The organism is Streptomyces sp. 17_S59, from assembly GCF_056930295.1.
The window spans coordinates 547,570-568,014 of record NZ_JBXOWD010000001.1 but is presented as its reverse complement, the minus strand read 5'-3'; the positions used below and the strand labels follow the sequence as shown (position 1 = coordinate 568,014).

General features: G+C 73.7%; 7 protein-coding genes and 1 pseudogene. 5 read left to right on the top strand and 3 right to left on the bottom strand.

The window, feature by feature from the left end; genetic code table 11:
- Nucleotides 1-21: 21 nt before the first annotated feature.
- Nucleotides 22-315, top strand: a complete 294-nt coding sequence (locus AC1Z4A_RS02240) for a DUF1330 domain-containing protein (RefSeq protein WP_360333365.1) — start codon at nucleotides 22-24, stop codon at nucleotides 313-315.
- A 140-nt stretch (nucleotides 316-455) separates the two neighbouring features.
- On the opposite strand, the pseudogene AC1Z4A_RS02235 reads toward AC1Z4A_RS02240, so the two are convergent.
- Nucleotides 456-770, bottom strand: a pseudogene (locus tag AC1Z4A_RS02235) (Tn3 family transposase); the annotation flags it as partial.
- A 406-nt stretch (nucleotides 771-1,176) separates the two neighbouring features.
- Here AC1Z4A_RS02235 and AC1Z4A_RS02230 point away from each other — a divergent pair.
- Genes AC1Z4A_RS02230 through AC1Z4A_RS02220 form a run of 3 tightly spaced genes read left to right on the top strand, consistent with a single transcriptional unit; the run spans nucleotide 1,177 to nucleotide 3,383 of the window.
- On the top strand, nucleotides 1,177-1,458 hold the full coding sequence (locus AC1Z4A_RS02230; protein WP_483676114.1) for a hypothetical protein: 282 nt from the start codon (nucleotides 1,177-1,179) through the stop codon (nucleotides 1,456-1,458).
- Complete coding sequence (locus tag AC1Z4A_RS02225) at nucleotides 1,455-3,158, top strand: RNA polymerase sigma factor (protein WP_483676113.1); 1,704 nt, start codon at nucleotides 1,455-1,457, stop codon at nucleotides 3,156-3,158. Before AC1Z4A_RS02230 ends, AC1Z4A_RS02225 begins: the two co-directional genes overlap by 4 nt.
- A 39-nt stretch (nucleotides 3,159-3,197) precedes the next feature.
- A complete protein-coding gene (locus tag AC1Z4A_RS02220; RefSeq protein WP_483676112.1) occupies nucleotides 3,198-3,383 on the top strand; it encodes a Scr1 family TA system antitoxin-like transcriptional regulator in 186 nt (61 codons plus the stop codon).
- Here AC1Z4A_RS02220 and AC1Z4A_RS02215 read toward each other — a convergent pair.
- Nucleotides 3,368-4,378 (bottom strand): LLM class flavin-dependent oxidoreductase, encoded by a 1,011-nt coding sequence (locus tag AC1Z4A_RS02215; RefSeq protein WP_483676111.1) that lies wholly within the window; start codon nucleotides 4,376-4,378, stop codon nucleotides 3,368-3,370. The genes AC1Z4A_RS02220 and AC1Z4A_RS02215 overlap by 16 nt on opposite strands.
- Nucleotides 4,375-5,661, bottom strand: a complete 1,287-nt coding sequence (locus AC1Z4A_RS02210) for an LLM class flavin-dependent oxidoreductase (protein WP_483676110.1) — start codon at nucleotides 5,659-5,661, stop codon at nucleotides 4,375-4,377. Before AC1Z4A_RS02210 ends, AC1Z4A_RS02215 begins: the two co-directional genes overlap by 4 nt.
- Before the next feature lie 827 nt (nucleotides 5,662-6,488).
- On the opposite strand from AC1Z4A_RS02210, the gene AC1Z4A_RS02205 reads away from it, so the two are divergent.
- Nucleotides 6,489-20,399, top strand: coding sequence for a type I polyketide synthase (locus tag AC1Z4A_RS02205; RefSeq protein ID WP_483676109.1), 13,911 nt, complete (start codon nucleotides 6,489-6,491; stop codon nucleotides 20,397-20,399).
- Nucleotides 20,400-20,445 lie beyond the last annotated feature (46 nt).

Below are 20,445 nucleotides of genomic sequence, written 5' to 3'. Positions count from 1 at the left end.
CATCCCAACACTGGAGGTTCCATGCCCAAGGGCTACTGGGTCAGCGTCTACCGCACGATTTCAGACCCTGAGAAGCTGGCTGCCTACAACAAGCTGGCCGGTCCGGCCGTCCGGGCCGGGGGCGGGCGGCTCCTCGCCCGTGACGGTCGGGTCGTCGCACACGACGCCGGAATCGCCGAGCGCACCATCCTGATCGAGTTCGACAGCTTCGAGCAGGCCGTCGCGGCGCGCGAGAGTGCGGCCTACCAGGAGGCGCTGGTCGCCCTCTCCGACGGCGTCGAGCGCGACTTCCGCATCGTCGAAGGCATCGACTGACCGAGGTCCAGTCGGATCTTCACTGAAGCGCCGTGGTGCCGGCTGCGGTCATCGGACTGTGTGCGGGAGTCTGACCCCAACCGCAGCTCCGCCGACCAGCCCGCAGCAGGGGTTGGCCGGCGTCTCCCGATGAGCGGCGGTCACTCGCCGTCTACGGCATCCGGATCACGCAGTGGTCGTACGTCTCCGGGCAGGTCGGGGAACTGGAAGGAGTACCGGCCGAGCATGTTGATGCGGTGCCGCACGAATGGCGAGAGGCGGGCCACGTCCTCGTCGCGGACGTCGAAGCCGTCCGCGCGCAGCTGGTTTACTGCGGCGTCCGTGTACCGCGTCGTGAACAGCACGAGGGCGTTGAGGACCAGGCCGAGCGCGCCGAGCTGGTCTTCCATGCCGTCCTGGTAGCGCTGGTAGGGCTGCCTCGAGCGGCCGTGGAAGATCTTCCGGCCAGCAGCGTGGCCAGGCGCCGAGAGTCGCCGTGCCGGCGCAGCATCGACGCCTTGCCGTCCACCCCGTACCGCGACAGCTCCGCCAACCGCCGCGGCGGTATCGCGGACACATCCACCTCGGCCATTCGGAAATCGGCGATCTCCGCCGCCCGCGCGAGCGCCCACTTCATCTGGGGCCCGGAGCTGCGGCGGGGCCTGGAGTTTCGATGTTCCTCGACCCCCGTCCACGTCTTCTGTATGAGGCGTGTCGACGGGCCTGTACGGGTCCGTCACCTCTCTGACGCTTGATCACCGAGGCCCGGGAGCGGACTCGTGCGTATCTTTCCTGTTTTTCTGCGGAAATCCCGATGATTTCACACTGTTGATCACCCCTCCTCCAGTGACCGCGTTCCACACCGCCTGGAGAGAGGGAACGATGGACAAACGACTCGTGATCACTGGCCTGACCCGCGGCGTCGTTCTCGGAGCCGTCACCGTCGTGACCGATTGGTCACTGCCCGAAGGGATGGTGCAGGACCTCGCCGTGCTCGGCGCCGGTGTGCTCGTCAACGACTTCCTGTTCCGGCTGGGTCGACAGGACCTTCGTGTGGTGGCCGGGCTCATCCACGTCCGCCGCAGGCGGGCCACCATCGTGTCCATGGGTGTGGCACGTTCGGGCGGGAAGTCCGCACCACGCGTCGACGAGGTGACGCCGTGACCACAGCGCAGAACCCTCACCGGTTCAGGGATGACGACAGGGATCTGGCCCGCCGCCTGCGCGCAGCGACGGGACCGGAAGAGCGCAACATCGTGATCGACGAGATCCTCCGGCACTACAAGGCCCCCTTGCAGGCGTACTGCCGCCGGCGCTTTGCCCCCGACTGGATGGCAGGTGACGACGTGGCGGCGGAGACGCTGACGGCGGCGTGGCAGCTACTGCGCGGGGGCGAGGAAACACCGCAGCACTTGAGGAGCTGGATCTTCACGGTCGCGCAGCGGCGTTGTCTCGACCAGGGCCGCAAGATCGGGCAGGAGCGGGCCCGGATCGCTCACGGAGCCGATGCCGAGCCCTCTTCGCTGCAAATCCAGCACGAGCTGAGCCTGCAGGAGGCCAAGGCGGAGGGCTGCATGCGTGAGCGCCGGGCCCTCGGCCTCATCGAGGCCATCGTGCGGAACATGCCGGACGATCAGCAGCGCTTGTACCGACTGCACCGTCTGCACCGCCTCAGCGGAGCGCAGCTGGCCGCCGAGCTGGGCTGCACCTCCGTTCAGGCCGACAGCCGCGCCCAGCGGCACCGCGAGGCCCTGGAGTCCGCTTTCGAGGTGAACCTGCTGGCCCGGGACCCCGGCAGCCGGAACCCGTGCAGGCGGCTGAGCAGGCCGGTAGAAGGCGAACCCCGTCGGGCGGCCCCCTGCACCGCGCTTACCGGGATACTCTCGGACGCCGTGGGCAAGTGGCCGGAGCTCCGGGCGGTCCTCGACAATCCCGAGAGCACCGTGGCCCTGCCGTACGAGGTCTGCCGGGACCTGGAGCGCCATGAGCGGGACTGTGGCACGTGCCGAGACAGCGTCGACCGCCTTATGCTGCGCTGGGCCATCGTCGTCGCTGCTCTCCTGGGCACCGGTGCCCTGGCTGGTGGCGAGCGGCATGGCATGCAACCGGTTGCCTCCGTCTCCCCGGCCGCTCCACCAACACCGGGCCGTCGGACGGAAAGGCCCCCGGCGGGTGGCTGGGGCCGACGCCCCACCGCCGGGCGCAACCTTGTCCTGTCGGCCCTGGGAGTCACAGCCCTGTGGGGTGCACTGTCCACCGGCGTGCTGTCACCCGACGCGGATGCCGATCACCTGGCTCTCTTGCCCCCGTCGGTGAGCGTCCCGCGTGATGCGACACCCCACGCACGGGAGGTACGAGCGAACGGCGAGAGGGAGACGGCACCGGCCGGGCACCCCAGCGACCGCCCGTCGGTCGCCTGGATGCCGTCACCTGTGAAGCCGTCGCCCGCGCAGTCCTCTCAGCAATCCACGGCCGACTCCCCGGCGAGCAAGCGGAACGACATGCCGGAAACGCCCCCGGTGAAGGCTCCGGCGGAGACCCGGGCGCCGCAGGCGCCCGCCACGCCGTCCCCATCAGCGGCCGAAAAGGCCGAGAACGGGAAGGCACTGCCACACGCTGTGCCGCCGCGCGAAGATCCGAGGCCACCGGCCGGACCACAAGAGCCACCGCACGAGTCGCCGACGAAGGTCGCCACGGCCCGGGTGCGGCAGACGACAAAATCCCAGCCCCCCACCGGAAAGGAGCACCCCGCACCCCCTACCACCCCGCCCGCACAACAGAGCGGCCCTCACTCGGACGTTGCCCGCCGTGACCCGAGCGTGCTCACCCCGAAGACCGGCGCTCCCCTCGGCGAACCGGGCTGACCCGGCCTCAAAGGTCGACTGGTGGACGCAGCAGGGCCCTTGATCGATGCACTGCGTGACTACCTGACGCTGGAGTCCGACTCGGGTCTGGTTCGGGTGTACGAACCGACGCTCGTGCCGGGAATGCTGCAAACCGAGGCGTACATGCGTCAGTTGTTCGCTGCTGACCCCGGTGCGGGGACGTCACCCGTCCCCGCACCGCCGCATCATCAGACCGTCTGGTAGCGCCCCGCAGGCCGCGGCAGCCCCAGCCGGTCGCGCAGAGTGCCCCCGGCGGCAGCGGCCTCCGTCTCGCCGTCGCCCTCGCGCACCTCGGCCGCGAGGGCCAGGACGGCCTCGTGCGCCGCGCCCGCGGGGCCGGCGGGGGCGAGCAGGGTGAAGCCGTCCACGGCGCCCGCCTCGAACAGGTCCCGCAGCCGGTCGGCCGCGCCCGCGCTGCCGTCGACCGGCCAGTCGAGCAGGACGGCGACGTCATCGGCGTCGCGCCCGGCGGCCCGGGCCCGCTCGCGCACGGCCTCCCGTACCCCGGCGGGGTCCTGGCCGTCCCGCGCCGGGACGAGGACGACATCGGCGATGCCTGCGGCGAACGCGATGTCGTCGGCGTCCGCCGCGCGGTGGACCAGGAGGGGGTGGCCCTGCGGCGGGCGGGCGATGTTCAGCGGCCCGGCCACGTCGAAGTGCTCGCCCTTGTGGTCGAGCGTGTGCAGCTTCTCGGGGGTGAAGTACACGGCCGCCTCCCGGTCCCTGAGGAAGGCGTCGTCGTCGAAGCTGTCCCACAGGCCGGCCAGCACGGTGGCGAACTCCGCGGCGCGCGAGCGCCGTACCTCCGCCGATGTGCTGCCGGTCCGGCCGTAGTTGGCCGCCGCGTCCGGGTCGGCGCCGGTCATCGGCTGCCAGCCGGCGCGCCCGGGGGTGAGGTGGTCGACCGTGGCCAGGACCCGGGCCACGTGGTAGGGGAGCGCGTAGTCCGTGCAGACGGCGGGCACGATGCCCACGCTGCGCGTGCTGACCGCGAGGGCGCTGGCGAGGGTGCCGGCCTCGAAGTACGGGTCGTCGCCCGGGTCCTGTGCCGCCGACTGCCGGTCGTGGAGCAGCAGCGCGTCGATCCCGGCGGCCTCGGCCTCCCGGGCCCGGTTGCGGACCTGTGAGAACGGGCTGCTGCCCGCGTCGGCCGTGAGCAGCCGGGTGAACAGGGTGATGCGGCCATTGCGCTGGGTCATGCGGCACCTGCCTGGAGCGTCGTCCCGCCGGTCGCGGCGGACGTGGTGTCGGGGGACGGAGCGGGCAGCCCCAGCTTCTCGCGCAGGGTGCCCTCCGCGTACTCCTCGTCCACCAGCCCGCGCCGGCGCAGCTCCGGCACGACGTGGTCGACGAAGGCGTCGAGGGAGGCGGGCAGGTGGGCGAAGTCCACGATGTAGCCGTCGGCCGCGCGCTCGGTGAACCCGCGCTCCATGTGGTCCGCCACCTGCTCGGGGGTGCCGGCGAAGAAGTCGGCGACCTGGCGCAGGGCGAGTTGACGAAGCGTCAGGTTCTCGCGCTGTGCCAGCGCCATCCACATCTTCCGGGTGCTCGACGAGCGGTTGGACGCCGGGATGTCGGGGACCGGGCCGTCGAGGGGGTAGCGCGTCAGGTCGAGATCGCCCAGCTGCTCCTGGAGCGCCCGGACGGCGACGATGTCGGGCACCAGGTCGTGCAGCTCGCCGATGAGCCGGCGCGCCTCCTCCTCGGTGCTTGCCACGAGGGGCTGGACGCCGGGCCAGATCTGGACCAGTTCCGGGTCCCTGCCGTGCGCGGCGACCCGGCGCTTCACGTCGGCGTAGGTCTCCTGGCCGTCGGAGAGCTGCGTGTGCCGGGTGAAGATCACCTCGGCGTGCCGGGCGGCGAACTCCCGGCCCACGGGCGAGGCCCCGGCCTGGAAGATCACGGGCCTGCCCTGGGGGGAGGCCGGCAGGTTCAGTGGGCCCCTGACGCCGAAGAACTCACCGCGCTCCGCGCCCTGCGGCGCCTCCTGCCCCGCCCACAGCCGCTTGGTCACGCCGATGAACTCCTCGGCACGGACGTAGCGTTGGTCGTGCTCCATGTGCTCGGGGAAGCCGAAGTTGCGCGACTCCCAGGGCGCGGCGGAGGTGACGACGTTCCACCCGGCCCGGCCACTGCTGATGTGGTCGAGGGAGGCGAACTTGCGGGCGATGTCGTACGGCTCGTTGTAGGTGGTGGTCGCCGTCGCGGCGAGGCCGATGTGCTCGGTCCCGGCGGCGTAGGCGGCCAGCAGGCTCAGCGGCTCGAAGTGCTCGTTGCGCGCGGTCTGGCTGATGTGCTGGACGTCGGTGCCCCAGACGGCCACGACGTCGGGCACGAAGACGCAGTCGAACCTGCCCCGTTCGAGGGTGCGGGCGCACTCGAGGTGGAAGGCGAAGTCGAGCTGGGCGTCGATCGGCGTGGACGGGTGCCGCCATGCGGCGACGTGCGAGCCGGGGCCGTCGATGATGGCCCCGAGTCTCATCGTGCGTTTCCGATGAAGCATGCGTTCTTCCCTCGGCTGATGTTTCGGATGACGGGCTTCTCGCCGGAACGCGCGCGCTCCGCGGCCGTTCCGAGCGGTCACTGCCGATCGACGGTGCTGCGAGGCCATGCCTCGGAGTAATGCCGCGTCAAGGTGCCGACCATCCTCGGTGATAAGCGGTGGATTTCGCGGGGCAGCTGTTCAAGTGCTCGGGCCGGGGCCCGGTCGGGGGAAAACCGGGCGCCCGGGCCAAAGCGGGCCGAACGGGAATCCGGTGCGTGCAGACCGCACGGTATGGCGCCGGTGCCGAGTGCTGCCGGCGACCGGTCGGCGGGCCTGCCGGGTCAACTGTCCGGGGAGTGCAGGCGTGCTGAAACCATGCTGAAACCCGGCCTGACCATACTGGCTGGTAACCGCCTGGGGATTGCCCGGAGTTCCGTGTACTCGCACGGTCGGCCGGACAGTTCTTTGCGGCGAATTTGAGTGCTTTTTAAACGGGGGAACCAGGTGACGTGTTGTGATGCGGAGACCGATGCCGCGCCCCTAGCGGCCGGGTGATCCAGGGCATTTCGCCCCAAAGCGTGTGCAGGGTGCCGCCGACAACGGCGTGCGACGGCACCCGCGCTCGGGCGTGCCCGGGAAATTCAATGCAACGCCTTGCCCTGTCGGCAAAGGCGGTCTTCAGACGCTCGCGCAACAGGCGACTCGTGACGAGCGGTAAACGTCCTCATTGCGCGGAATTCCACTCGGTGCATATTCCTGTGTGACCTGTGTGAATCGGCCGCGCGCGTGTACGTAGTTCTGGCATTCCTGGAGGGGTATCACCGATGGGCAGTGAAGTTATGGCCGGGCCTGGCGACCAGAACTCCAGGGGTGAACGGAACTCCAGCGCAAAGATCGCCGTCGTCGGATTCTCGTGCCGGGTCGCCGGAGCGGCCACTCCCGGCGAGTTCTGGCAGCTCCTGAAAGACGGGCGCTCGGCGGTCGGGGAATTCCCGGCCGCCCGGCGGGCCGGCCGGGAGCCGGGCGGCCCCGACCTGCCGGGCGGCTACCTGGACGCCGTGGACGGCTTCGACGCGGGCTTCTTCGAGGTGTCGCCCGCCGAGGCGGCCGCGATGGACCCCCAGCAGCGCCTGGCACTGGAGCTGAGCTGGGAGGCGGTGGAGAACAGCGGAGCCTCGCCCGACGCCCTGCACGGCACCCGGACCGGCGTCTTCGTCGCCGCCATCAACGACGACTACGCCGCACTGCTCCACCGCCAGGGCCCCGACGCGGTCACCCGGCACAGCCTGACGGGCACTCAGCGCAGCTTCATCGCCAACAGGATCTCCTACCGCCTCGGCCTGCGCGGCCCCAGCGTCCTCGTCGACAGCGGCCAGTCCTCCTCGCTCGTCGCCGTGCACCTCGGCGTGCAGAGCCTGCTGCGCGGCGAGTCCGACACGGTGCTCGCGGGCGGCGTGAACCTCATCCTCTCCGAGCACAGTTCGAGCAGCCTCAAGCGCTTCGAGGCCCTCTCGCCCGACGGCCGCTGCTACACCTTCGACGAGCGGGCCAACGGGTACGCGCGCGGCGAGGGCGGCGGATTCGTCCTGCTGAAGACCCTGGACCGGGCCGTCGCCGACGGCGACCGGATCCTGGCCGTCATCGAGGGCACCGCCGTCAACAACGACGGCGGCGGCGACGGCCTGACCGTCCCCAGCGCCGAGGCCCAGCGCGAACTCCTCCTCGACGCCTGCACGGCGGCCGGGATCGCGCCCGCGGACGTCCAGTGCGTCGAGCTGCACGGCACCGGCACCAAGGTCGGCGACCCGCTGGAGGCCTCCGCCATCGGCCGGGCGTACGGATCCGCGCGCCCCGCCGGCAAGCCCGTGCTCGTCGGCTCGGTCAAGACGAACATCGGCCACCTGGAGGCCGCGGCCGGGATCGCCGGACTGCTGAAGGTCGTCTCCTGCATCAGCCACCGCGAGTTCGTGCCGAGCCTCAACCACGAGAAGGAGAACCCCCGCATCCCGCTCGCCGACTGGAACCTCCGGGTGCAGACGGCGCACGAGGCGTGGCAGGGCGAGAACGACCGGCTCGTCGCGGGCGTCTCCGCGTTCGGCCTGGGCGGCACCAACTGCCACGTGGTCGTCACCGACGCACCCCCCGAGCTGCGCGGCGGCCACCACGGTGGCCAGGACGCGGTGCCCGCGGGCCGCGCGGTCCCGTGGCCGGTGTCGGCCCGCGACGAGGCGGCGCTGCGCGCCCAGGCGGAGCGGCTGGACGCCCATGCGCAGCAGCACCCGGAAGCCGACGTCCACGCGATCGGCCGCACGCTGACGGCGGGGCGCGCGCAGTTCGAGCACCGGGCCGTCGTCGTGGGCGAGGACGGCCCGGCCCTGCGGGCCGGGCTCCAGGCGGTGGCGTCCGGTGCCGGAGGTGCGCGGGTGGTCCGCGGCGTGGCCGGTGACGTGCGCACCCGCCCGGGTTCCGCAGCGGAGTCCGGGGTGGTGTTCGTCTTCCCCGGCCAGGGCTCGCAGTGGGCGGGCATGGCGGCCGGCCTCCTCGACGCGTCCCCGGTCTTCGCCGGGCGGATGGCGGAGTGCGAGGCGGCGCTGTCGCCGTACGTCGACTGGTCGCTGACCGAGGTCGTCCGCGACGTGGCCGACCCGGGCCGGCTGGAGCGCGTCGACGTGGTGCAGCCGGCGCTGTGGGCGGTGATGGTCTCCCTGGCCGAGGTGTGGCGGTCGGTCGGCGTGCACCCGGCCGCGGTCGTCGGGCACTCCCAGGGCGAGATGGCGGCGGCCGTGGTGGCCGGTGCCCTGTCGCTGCCGGACGGCGCGAAGGCGGTGGCCCTGCGCAGCCAGACCATCCGGCGGAGCCTTTCGGAGCACGGCGGCATGATCGCCGTCTCGCTGTCCGCCGCGGCCGCCGAGGAGCTGATCGCCGGGTACGGCGGGCGGCTGTCGGTCGGGGCGGTCAACGGCCCGTCGTCGACGGTGGTTTCGGGCGAGCCGCAGGCGCTGGAGGAGCTGCTGGCCCACTGCAGGTCCGCGGGGATCCGGGCCCGCAGGGTGCCGATCGACTACGCGTCGCACTGCGCCGAGGTCGAGGTCGTCCGCGACGAGGTACTGGACGCACTGACCGGGATCGCCCCCGGGCAGGCGGCGGTGCCGTTCTACTCGGCCGTGACCGGCACCGCGGTCGAGGGCCCGGAGCTGGGCGCGGAGTACTGGTACCGCAACCTGCGCGAGACGGTGCGCTTCGAGGAGAGCGTACGGGCCGCAGCCGCGGCCGGGTTCACCCGCTTCGTCGAGGTGAGCGCCCATCCCGTCCTGGTGGCCGGGGTCGAGGAGACCCTCGAGGCAGCCGGTGCCGGCGAGCACGGCCTGGTGGTGGGCACGCTCCGCCGCGACGAGGGCGGCTGGGACCGCTTCCTGCTGTCCGCCGCCGAGGCCTGGACGCGCGGCGTCGACGTGGACTGGACCGCCGTGCTGGGCCCGGGGCCGCGGGCCGACGACCTGCCCACGTACCCCTTCCAGCGCCGCAGCCACTGGCTGGACACGTCCGCCGGAGCCGCGAGCACCACGCCGGTCGCAGCCGAGGCGGCTCCCGTCCCGGCGCAGGACGCGCAGCCGGAGCCGGGCGCGGGCGAGGTGAACCCCGAGCGGCTGGCCGACCTCGTGCGCCAGGAGGTCGCCGTCGTCCTCGGGCACGCGTCGCCCCACGACATCGACATGGACCGCACGTTCAAGGCGCTCGGCTTCGACTCCCTGGCCATGGTCGACCTCCGCAACCGCCTCAAGGCGGCGACCGGCGTCAACCTGACCACGAGCGCCCTCTTCGACCACCCCGCCCCGTCCGCGATCGTCGCCCACCTCGGGAACCGGCTGCGCGGCGCCGACGAGACGGCGGACCTGCGGCCCGCCGCCCGCGCCGCCGGAGCCGACGACGAGCCGATCGCCATCGTGGCGATGGCCTGCCGCTTCCCCGGCGGCGTGGAGTCGCCCGAGGACCTGTGGGACCTGGTGCTCGCCGAGCGCGACGTGATCGGCGACTTCCCGGCCAACCGCGGCTGGGACCTGGAGAACCTCTACGACCCGCAGCTGGAGCGGCCCGGCACGAGCTACGTGCGGCACGGCGGCTTCCTGCACGACGCGCCCGGCTTCGACCCGGAGTTCTTCGGCATCTCCCCGCGCGAGGCGCTGGCCATGGAGCCGCAGCAGCGGCTGCTGCTGGAGACGTCCTGGGAGGCGCTGGAGCGCGCCGGCCTCGACCCGACGTCGCTTCGCGGCAGCCGGACGGGCGTGTTCTTCGGCGCGATGTTCCAGGAGTACGGACCCCAGCTCCAGGACGGCGCGGAGGGCGTCGACGGGCACCGGCTGACCGGCGGCACGATCAGCGTCGCCTCGGGCCGCGTGGCCTACACCCTCGGCCTGGAGGGGCCCGCGGTCACGGTGGACACGGCGTGCTCGTCCTCGCTGGTCGCCCTGCACTGGGCGGTGCGCTCGCTGCGCTCGGGGGAGTGCTCGATGGCGCTGGCGGGCGGCGTGACGATTATGCCGACGCCGGGGATGTTCGTGGAGCTGAGCCGCCAGGGCGCACTGTCGCCCGACGGGCGCTGCAAGGCGTTCTCGGCCGCGGCCGACGGCACCGGATGGGCCGAGGGCGTGGGCGTGCTGCTCGTCGAGCGCCTGTCGGACGCGCGCCGCAACGGCCACCGGGTACTGGCCGTGATCCGCGGCAGCGCCACCAACCAGGACGGCGCCAGCAACGGCCTGACGGCCCCTCACGGACCGTCGCAGCAGCGCGTCATCCGCGACGCGCTGGCCGACGCGGGCCTCGCGCCCGGCGACGTGGACGCGGTCGAGGCGCACGGCACGGGCACCAGCCTGGGCGACCCGATCGAGGCACAGGCCCTGCTGGCCACCTACGGGCAGGAGCGGCCGGCGGACCGGCCGCTGCGCCTGGGCTCGGTGAAGTCGAACATCGGGCACACGCAGGCGGCCGCGGGCGCGGCCGGCGTGATCAAGATGGTGATGGCGATGCGGCACGAGGTGCTGCCGCGCACGCTGCACGTGAACGAGCCCTCCCCGCACGTCGACTGGTCGGCGGGCGCGGTGGAGCTGCTGACCGGACCGGTGGAGTGGGCGGCCGACGGGCGCCCGCGCCGCGCGGGCGTGTCCTCCTTCGGTATCAGCGGCACCAACGCCCACGTCATCATCGAAGAGGCCCCCGCCCACGACCGGCCGGAGCCTGCCGGTCCGGCCGCGGCCGACGGCAGCCGCGACACGGGCCTCGCGGCCGCGGGCGGCCCGGTGCCGTGGGTGGTCTCGGGCAAGTCCGAGCCCGCGCTGCGGGCCCAGGCCGGGCGGCTGGCGGCCTTCACGGAAGCCCGTACGGAGCTGTCCCCGGTGGACGTGGGCTGGTCGCTGGCGGCGACGCGGGCGGTGCTGGAGCACCGGGCCGTGGTCCCGGCCGCCGACCGGCAGGCGGGCCTGTCGGGCCTGGCGGCCCTCGCCGAGGGCCTGCCCGCCGCGGGCGTGGTCTCCGGCGCGGCGGACGTCCGGGGCCGGGTGGTGTTCGTCTTCCCCGGCCAGGGCTCGCAGTGGCAGGGCATGGCGGCCGAACTCCTCGACTACTCACCCGTGTTCGCCGCCCGGCTGGCGGAGGCCGACGCGGCCATCGGCCGCTACGTCGACTGGTCCGTGGCCGACGTGCTGCGGCAGGCGCCGAACGCCCCCTCGGCCGAGCGGATCGAGATCCTCCAGCCGGTGCTGTTCGCGGTGAACGTGTCGCTGGCCGCACTGTGGCAGGCGGCCGGCGTGCAGCCCGCCGCGGTCGTGGGACACAGCCAGGGCGAAGTCGCTGCCGCATGCGTGGCCGGGGCGCTGTCCCTGGACGACGCGGCGAAGCTGATCGTCCTGCGCAGCGCCCTGTTCGCCCGGGAACTGGTCGGCAAGGGCGCGGTCGCCTCCGTGGCGCTGCCCGCCGAGGCGGTGCAGGAGCGGCTGGCCCGCTGGGACGGACGCCTGGTGATCGCCGGGCGCAACGGCCCGAACGCGGTGACGGTGGCCGGTGACATCCCGGCACTGGAGGAGTTCGTCGAGGAGTGCCGGGCACAGGAGATCCGGGCGCGCGTCGTCGGCTCGACGGTCGCCTCGCACTGCGCCCAGGTCGACCCGCTGCGCGAGGAGATCCTCGAACTGTTCGCCGATATCGCCCCGGCCGGGGGCGGCGTGCCGTTCTACTCCACCGTCACCGGCACCGTCCGCGACACGGCGGAGCTGACCGCGCAGTACTGGTTCGACAACGCCCGGCAGCCCGTGAACTTCGAGGGCACCGTGCGGACCCTGCTGGCGGACGGCTTCCGGTTCTTCATCGAGGCCAGCGCCCACCCCGTGCTGACCACGGGCATGCAGGCGACGTTCGAGGACGACGGGACCGAAGCGGTCGCCATCGGCTCGCTGCGCCGCGACGAGGGCGGCCCCGCCCGCTTCCTGACCTCCCTGGCCGAGGGCTACGTACGCGGCCTGCCCGGCGTGGACTGGAAGGCCCTCTACGCAGGGACCGGCGCGCAGCCCGTCGAGCTGCCGACGTACGCCTTCCAGCGCGAGCGCTACTGGCTGGAGACCACGCCCGCCGGCTCCGGCGACCCGGGCGGCCTCGGCCTGGGCGCCGCCCACCACCCGCTGCTGGGCGCAGCGGTGCAGCTCGCCGACCGCGGCGACGTGCTGCTGACCGGCCGTCTGTCGCTGCAGACGCACCCCTGGCTCGCCGACCACGCCGCCCTCGGCAGCGTGCTGCTGCCCGGCGCCGCCTTCGTCGAACTCGCCCTGCGGGCGGGCGACGCGGTCGGCTGCGACCGGCTCGAAGAACTCACCCTCGAAGCCCCGCTGCTCCTCCCCGAGCGCGGCGGCGTCCAGCTCCAGGTGGCCGTGGAGGCGCCCGGCGCCGACGGCCGCGCCCAGGTCACGGTGTATGCGCGGCCCGAAACCACGGACACCGCGGACACCGACGAACCGTGGACCCGGCACGCCACCGGCCTGCTCGGCACGGCACCCGCGGCCCCGGCCGCGGACCCGGCCGCCTGGCCCCCGGCCGGCGCGCAGCGGATCGACCTGGACGCCTTCTACGAGCGCGTCGCGGACGTCGGCTACGGCTACGGACCCGCCTTCCAGGGCCTGCACACCGCCTGGCGCACCGGCGAGGAGATCTTCGCGGAAGTGACCCTGGACGGCGAACAGGGCGCGGAGGCCGACCGGTTCGGCATCCACCCGGCCCTCCTCGACGCCACGCTCCACCCCGCCCTGCTCAGTGCCCTCGACGCACAGGACGCGGCCCCCGTGCGGCTGCCGTTCGCCTGGAGCGGCATCACCCTGCACGCCGTGGGCGCCACCTCCGTACGGGTGCGGGTCGCCCCGGCCGGCCCGAACGCGGTGTCGGTGACGATCGCCGACACCACGGGCGCCCCGGTCGCCTCGATCGAGTCGCTGACCCTGCTCCCGGTGGCGGCACAGCAGCTCACCGGAGCCGACACCGGCACCCACAACTCCCTGTTCCGCACGGAGTGGACCGCGCTGCCCATGGCCGTCGGCGCCGTGGACACCGGCGGCTGGGCGCTGCTCGGCACCGCCCCGGAGCCCGGCCTGCTCGACACCCTGCGGCAGGCCCCCGACCCGGCGGCGCTGTTCGCCGACGGCACCGCACCCGAGGTCGTGGTCGCCACGAGCCTCGGGACGCCGGAGGGCGACGGCCTCGCCGCGGCCGCCCGCACGGCCACGACCGAGGCGCTGGCCCTGGTGCGCGCCTGGCTGGCCGACGAGCGCACGGCGGACTCCCGGCTCGTGGTCCTGACCCGCGGAGCGGTCTCCACCCGGACCGGCGAGGACGTCACCGACCTGGCACACGCACCCGTATGGGGCCTGCTGCGGTCGGCGCAGTCGGAGAACCCCGGCCGGTTCGTCCTCGTGGACCTCGACGCATCGGCCGCCTCCCGGCAGGCCGTGACCGCGGCTGTCACGGCGGCCGCCGCGGCCGGGGAGCCGCAGGTCGCCCTGCGCGACGGCACCGCCCTGGTGCCCCGCCTGGCCCGCACCGCCGCGCCCGCGCCCGCCGAGGGCGCCGGTCCGCTGGACACGGCGGGCACGGTGCTCGTCACCGGCGGCACCGGGGCGCTCGGCGGCCTGCTGGCCCGCCACCTGGTCACCGGGCACGGCGTGCGGCACCTGCTGCTCACCAGCCGCCGCGGCCGTGCCGCGGCCGGCGCGGCGGAGCTGGAGGCCGAACTGCTCGGGCTGGGCGCCGCCGACGTGACGATCGCGGCGTGCGACGCCGCCGACCGCGACGCCCTGGCCGCCCTGCTCGCCGGCATCCCCGCCGACCGGCCGCTGACCGGCGTGGTGCACGCCGCCGGTGTGCTCGACGACGGCATGGTGGCCTCCCTGACCCCCGAACAGGTCGAGCGCGTGCTCCGGCCCAAGGTCGACGCGGCGGTCAACCTGCACGAACTGACCCGCGGCCTGGACCTGTCGGCCTTCGTCCTCTTCTCCTCCATCGCCGGCACCTTCGGCAACCCCGGCCAGGGCAACTACGCCGCCGCCAACGCCTTCCTGGACGCCCTGGCCCGGCACCGCCGCGCCCACGGCCTGCCCGCCCACTCCCTCGCCTGGGGCCTGTGGGACCGCTCCAGCGAGATGCTCGGCCACCTCGAGCAGAACGACCTGTCCTGGATGAAGCGCGCAGGCATCCAGCCCCTGCCCGCCGACCTCGGACTCGCCCTGCTGGACGCGGCGACCGCACTGGACGACGCGCACCTCGTGCCCGTACGCCTGGAGCAGGCCACCCTCCGGCAGGAGGCGGCCTCCGGCATGCTGCGGCCGCTCTTCCGCGGCCTGGTGCGCACAGTGGCCCGCAGGACCGCCGCCACCGCCGACGCCTCCGCCGCCGGCGGACTGGCCCAGCGCCTGTCCGGCCTCGGCCAGGAGGAGCAGAGCCGCGCCCTGCTGGACCTCGTCCGCGCCCAGGTGGCCACCGTCCTCGGACACGCCACCCCGGAGACCATCGCCGCCGGCCGCCCGTTCAAGGAGCTGGGCTTCGACTCCCTCACCGCCGTCGAGCTGCGCAACCGCCTCAACGCCGCGACCGGGGAGCGGCTGCCGGCCACGCTCGTCTTCGACTACCCGACCCCCGGCCTGCTCGCCGACTACCTGCGCACGGAGGTCCTGGGCGGCCGGGCGGCACCCGCCGCCGTGCCGGCCGCGTCCGCCGCGCCGGGCGGTGCGGCGGACGAGCCCATCGCGATCGTCGGCATGGCCTGCCGCTACCCGGGAGGCGTGGCCTCGCCGGAGGACCTGTGGCAGCTGGTGGCATCGGGCGGGGACGCGGTGTCGTTCTTCCCGACCGACCGCGGCTGGGACGAGGGGCTGTACGACCCGGACCCGGAGGCGACCGGCAAGACCTATGCCCGCGAGGGCGGATTCCTGTACGACGCGGGGGAGTTCGACCCGGCGTTCTTCGGGATCTCCCCGCGCGAGGCACTGTCCATGGACCCGCAGCAGCGGCTGCTCCTGGAGACCTCCTGGGAGGTGTTCGAGCGGGCGGGGATCGACCCGAGGTCGCTGAAGGGCAGCCCGACCGGCGTGTTCGCCGGAGTGATGCACCACGACTACGGCAGCGCCTCCGACATCCCCGAGGACCTCGAGGGCTACGCGGTCACCAGCACCCAGGGCAGCGTCGCCTCCGGCCGCATCGCCTACACCTTCGGCCTGGAGGGACCCGCGGTCACCGTCGACACGGCCTGCTCCTCCTCACTGGTCGCCCTGCACCTGGCCGTGCAGGCGCTGCGCTCGGGCGAGTGCTCGCTGGCGCTGGCGGGCGGCGTGACGGTCATAGCCACCCCGTGGATATTCGTGGAGTTCAGCCGGCAGCGGGGCATGGCCCCCGACGGCAGGTGCAAGGCGTTCTCGGCGTCGGCCGACGGCGCCGGCTGGGCCGAGGGCGTGGGCGTCCTGCTGGTGGAGCGGCTTTCGGACGCCCGCCGCAACGGGCACCAGGTGCTCGCGGTCGTCCGCGGCAGCGCCGTCAACCAGGACGGCGCGAGCAACGGTCTCACCGCGCCCAACGGCCCGTCCCAGCAGCGGGTGATCCGCGCCGCCCTGGCCGGTGCCGGACTGACCGCGGCCGACGTGGACGCGGTCGAGGCGCACGGCACGGGCACCACCCTGGGTGACCCGATCGAGGCGCAGGCGCTGCTGGCCACCTACGGCCAGGACCGGCCCGCCGACCGGCCCCTGCGGCTCGGATCCGTCAAGTCCAACATCGGGCACGCACAGGCCGCCGCGGGCGTGGCGGGCATCATCAAGATGGTCCAGGCGATGCGGCACGGACTGCTGCCGCAGACCCTGCACGCGGACGAGCCGTCCCCGCACGTGGACTGGTCGGCGGGCGCGGTGGAGCTGCTGACCGAGCCGGTGGAGTGGGCGACCGACGGGCGCCCGCGTCGCGCGGGCGTGTCCTCCTTCGGTATCAGCGGCACCAACGCCCACATCATCATCGAAGAGGCACAGATCGAAGGAGTGCGGATCGAAGAGGCACAGTCCGAGCCCGCCTCCGCCCCGGCCAGTGTCACCCCGCCGTCCACGGCCCCGGTGCTCTGGCCCGTGTCCGGACGTTCGGAGGCCGCCCTGCAGGCCCAGGCCGCGCGTCTCGCCGCCTTCGCGGAGGCGGACACCGAACTGTCCCTGCCCGACGTGGGCCACTCCCTGGCCACCACGCGGGCTGCCCTCGAACACCGCGGCGTGGTACTGGCGTCGGACCGCGCGACCGCGCTGGCGGGCCTGACCGCCCTGGCCGGCGGCCTGCCCGCCGTCGGCACGGTCACCGGCACGGCACCCGCCGACCCCGGCCAGGTCGCGTTCGTCTTCCCCGGCCAGGGCTCGCAGTGGCGCGGCATGGCCGCCGGACTCCTCGACTCCGCACCGGAGTTCGCCGCGCGGCTCGCGGAGTGCGACGCGGCGCTGCGGCCGCACGTGGACTGGTCGGTCACGGACGTGGTCCGCGGCGGGGACGACGCTCCCTCGCTGGACGACGTGGTCGTCGTGCAGTGCGCCCTCTGGGCCGTCATGGTCTCGCTGGCGGCCGTCTGGCAGTCGGCCGGAGTGCGGCCCGCCGCCGTCATCGGCCACAGCCAGGGCGAGATCGCCGCAGCCGCCGTGTCCGGCGCCCTGTCCCTCGAGGACGCGGCGAAGGTCGTGGCCCTGCGGGCCCGGGCGATCGCCGAGGGCCTGTCCGGCCGGGGCGGCATGGTGTCCGTGCCCCTGCCCGCCGACCACGTGCGCGAGCGCCTGGCCCCGTGGGACGAGCGCATCTCGGTCGCCTCCGTCAACGGCCCGTCCTCCACGGTCGTCTCCGGCGAGCCGCAGGCCCTGGACGAACTGCTGGCCGCCTGCGAGGCCGACGGGGTGCGCGCCAAGCGCATCCCCGTCGACTACGCCTCGCACTCCGCCCAGGTGGAGGCCATCCGCGAGCAGGTCGTCGGCGCGCTGGAGGGCATCCGGCCGCGCCGCGCCGAGATCCCGTTCTACTCGACGGTGACCGGCGGGGTGCTCGGCACCGAGGGCCTGGACGCGGAGTACTGGTACACGAACCTGCGGCAGGAGGTGCGGTTCGACGAGACCGTACGGGCCCTGCTGGCGGACGGATTCGGGTACTTCGTCGAGTCCAGCGCCCACCCCGTGCTGACCGTGGGCCTCCAGGAGACCTTCGAGGACACCGGCGCCCACGCCGTCGCCCTCGGCACCCTGCGCCGCGAGGAAGGCGGCCGGGAGCGGTTCCTGACCTCGCTCGCCGAGGGATGGGCGCACGGCATGGCCGTCGACTGGGACGCGGTCTTCACCGGAACCGGAATCGGAACCGGCGCCAACCGCATCGACCTGCCGACGTACGCCTTCCAGCACGAGCGCTTCTGGCTGGAGCCCGCACCCGCCGGCTCCGGCGACCCGGGCGGCCTCGGCCTGGGCGCCGCCGACCACCCGCTGCTGGGTGCTGCAGTGCAGGTCGCCGACGGCGGGGACGTGCTGCTGACGGGCCGCCTGTCGCTGCGGACGCACGCCTGGCTCGCCGACCACGCCGCCCTGGGCAGCGTGCTGCTTCCGGGAGCCGCCTTCGTCGAACTCGCCCTGCGGGCAGGCGAGTCGGTCGGCTGCGACCGGCTGGAGGACCTCACCCTGGAGGCTCCGCTGATCCTCGCGGAGCACGGCGCGGTGCAGCTTCAGGTGGCGGTGGAGTCGCCCGACGCCGATGGGCGGAGCCGGGTGACGGTGTACTCGCGGCCCGAGGCCGCGGAGGCCGCCGGGACCGCAAGCTCTTGGACCCGGCACGCCACGGGCGTCCTGGGTACGGCCGCCGCAGCCCCCGCGGCGGACCTGACGGCCTGGCCGCCGAAGGGCGCCGAGCCCATCGGCCTGGACACCTTCTACGAGCGCGTCGCGGACGCCGGCTACGGCTACGGACCGGCCTTCCAGGGCCTGCACACGGCCTGGCGGGCGGGCGAAGAGGTCTACGCCGAGGTGGCCCTGGACGGGGAGCAGCGCGCGGAGGCCGGCCGGTTCGGCATCCACCCGGCCCTGCTGGACGCCGCGTTGCACCCGGTGCTGCTGAGCGTGCTGGACTACGAGCAGGGCACGCAGCCGGTGCGGCTGCCGTTCGCGTGGAGCGGTGTCGCCCTGCACGCGGTTGGCGCCACGTCCCTGCGGGTGCGGGTCGTCCCCTCCGGCGCGGACGCGGTGTCGGTGACGATCGCCGACGCCACGGGCGCCCCGGTCGCCTCGGTCGAGACGCTGACGCTGCGCCCGGTGGCGGCGGAGCAACTGCGGGCTGCCGGTGGTGCGTTGCGGGATGCGCTGTTCGGTGTGGAGTGGACTCCGGCTCCGGCTTCGGGCTCGGCTTCGGCTTCGGGTTGGGACGTATGGGGTTCGGCAGAGGGGGCCGGGCTGATGGTCTGGGCCTCCGAGGGCGGCTCGGCGGAAGGCGTGTCGGCGGTGACGGCGCGTGCGCTGGGGGTCGTGCAGGAGTTCTTGTCGGACGAGCGCTTTGCAGACTCGCGGTTGGTGGTGCTGACGCGCGGGGCCGTGGGCGCGGGTCCGGACGAGGGCGTCGCCGATCTGGTGGCGGCGCCGATCTGGGGCCTGGTGCGGTCTGCCCAGCGGGAACACCCGGACCGGCTGCTGCTGGTGGATGTGGAGCAGGGGCTTTCCTTCGCTGAGGAGGAGGCGGCGCTGCGGACGGCGCTGGGCTCGGGGGAGTCGCAGGTCGCGGTGCGTGGCGGGCGGGCGTTCGTGCCGCGTCTGGCGCGGGTTGCCGGGCCTGCGGGCGGGGACGGGCAGATGCCGTTCGGCTCCGAAGGCACGGTGTTGGTGACCGGTGGTACCGGTGGTCTGGGTGCTTTGGTGGCGCGGCATTTGGTGTCGTCGTACGGGGTGCGGGATCTGCTGCTGGTGTCGAGGCGTGGTGGTGCGGCCGAGGGTGTGGACGTGCTGGTCGCGGAGCTGTCGGATGCCGGGGCGCGGGTGCGGGTCGAGGCGTGCGACGTCGCCGACCGTGACGCGCTCGCCGGTCTGCTGGCCTCGATCCCGGACGACCGCCCCCTCAGCGGAGTCGTCCACTCCGCCGCCGTGCTCGACGACTGCGTGATCGAGTCGCTGGACGCGGAACGGCTGGCGGGAGTGTTCCGCCCCAAGGCGGAAGCCGCACTGAACCTGCACGAGCTGACGGCCGGCCTGGATCTCTCGGCGTTCGTGATGTTCTCGTCGGTCGCGGGTGTGGTGGGCAACGCTGGGCAGGCCGGCTATGCGGCGGCCAACGTCTTCCTCGACGGATTGGCCTCGCAGCGCCGTGCCCTGGGTCTTCCGGGTGTGTCGCTGGCGTGGGGCTGGTGGGGCACCAGCGGCGGCCTGACGGGCGGTCTGTCGGCAGTGGACCACGGCCGTCTGTCGGGCCTGGGCTTGTCGGCGATGAGCGCGGAGGAGGGCCTGGCGCTCTTCGACGCCGCCGTGGCATCCGACGCGGCACTGATGGTCCCCGCCTCCCTGGACGTACCGGGGCTCCAGCGGCGGGGCGCGGACGGTGTGCCGTCGATCCTCCGCTCGCTGGTGCGGGCCGGCGTACGGCGTACGCGCGCCGAGGAGTCCACCGGCGAGACCGGGCTCGCCGCACGGCTCGCCGGTCTGGGCGAGGCCGAGCGGCAGCGGGCGCTGCTGGACGTCGTACGGGGCTACGTGGGCGAGGTGCTCGGATACGGTCCCGGTCAGTCGGTGGGGGTGGACACGCCCTTCAAGGGGCTGGGCTTCGACTCGCTGATGGCGGTCGAGCTGCGCAACCGCCTCAACCGGGCCACGGGCCTGCACCTCCCCGCGTCCCTGGTCTTCGACCACCCCACCGTCCAGGACCTCGCGCAGTACCTGGATTCCAAGCTGGGCCCGGCGGACGGCCCCGCAGTCGAGCCGATCCTCGCCGACCTCGGGAAGATCGAGCAGGCGCTGACCGGTCCGGCGCTCGGCGACGAGGCGCGGCAGCGCATTGCGGCCCGCCTGACGAGCCTGCTGGCCCTCTCGGGCGCCGCCGGATCCCTTGAGCAGAACGCTCCGGCGGACGGTTCCGGATCAGACTCCGGCTCCGATTCCGGCTTCGTCGATCAACTGGAATCCGCGACGGCGGACGACATCCTGGCCGTCATCGAGCAAGAGTTCGGGAACTCCTGAACCAGTCCCCAGCCTCCAGTTCCAGCCCCCAGCCCATCCTGAACGC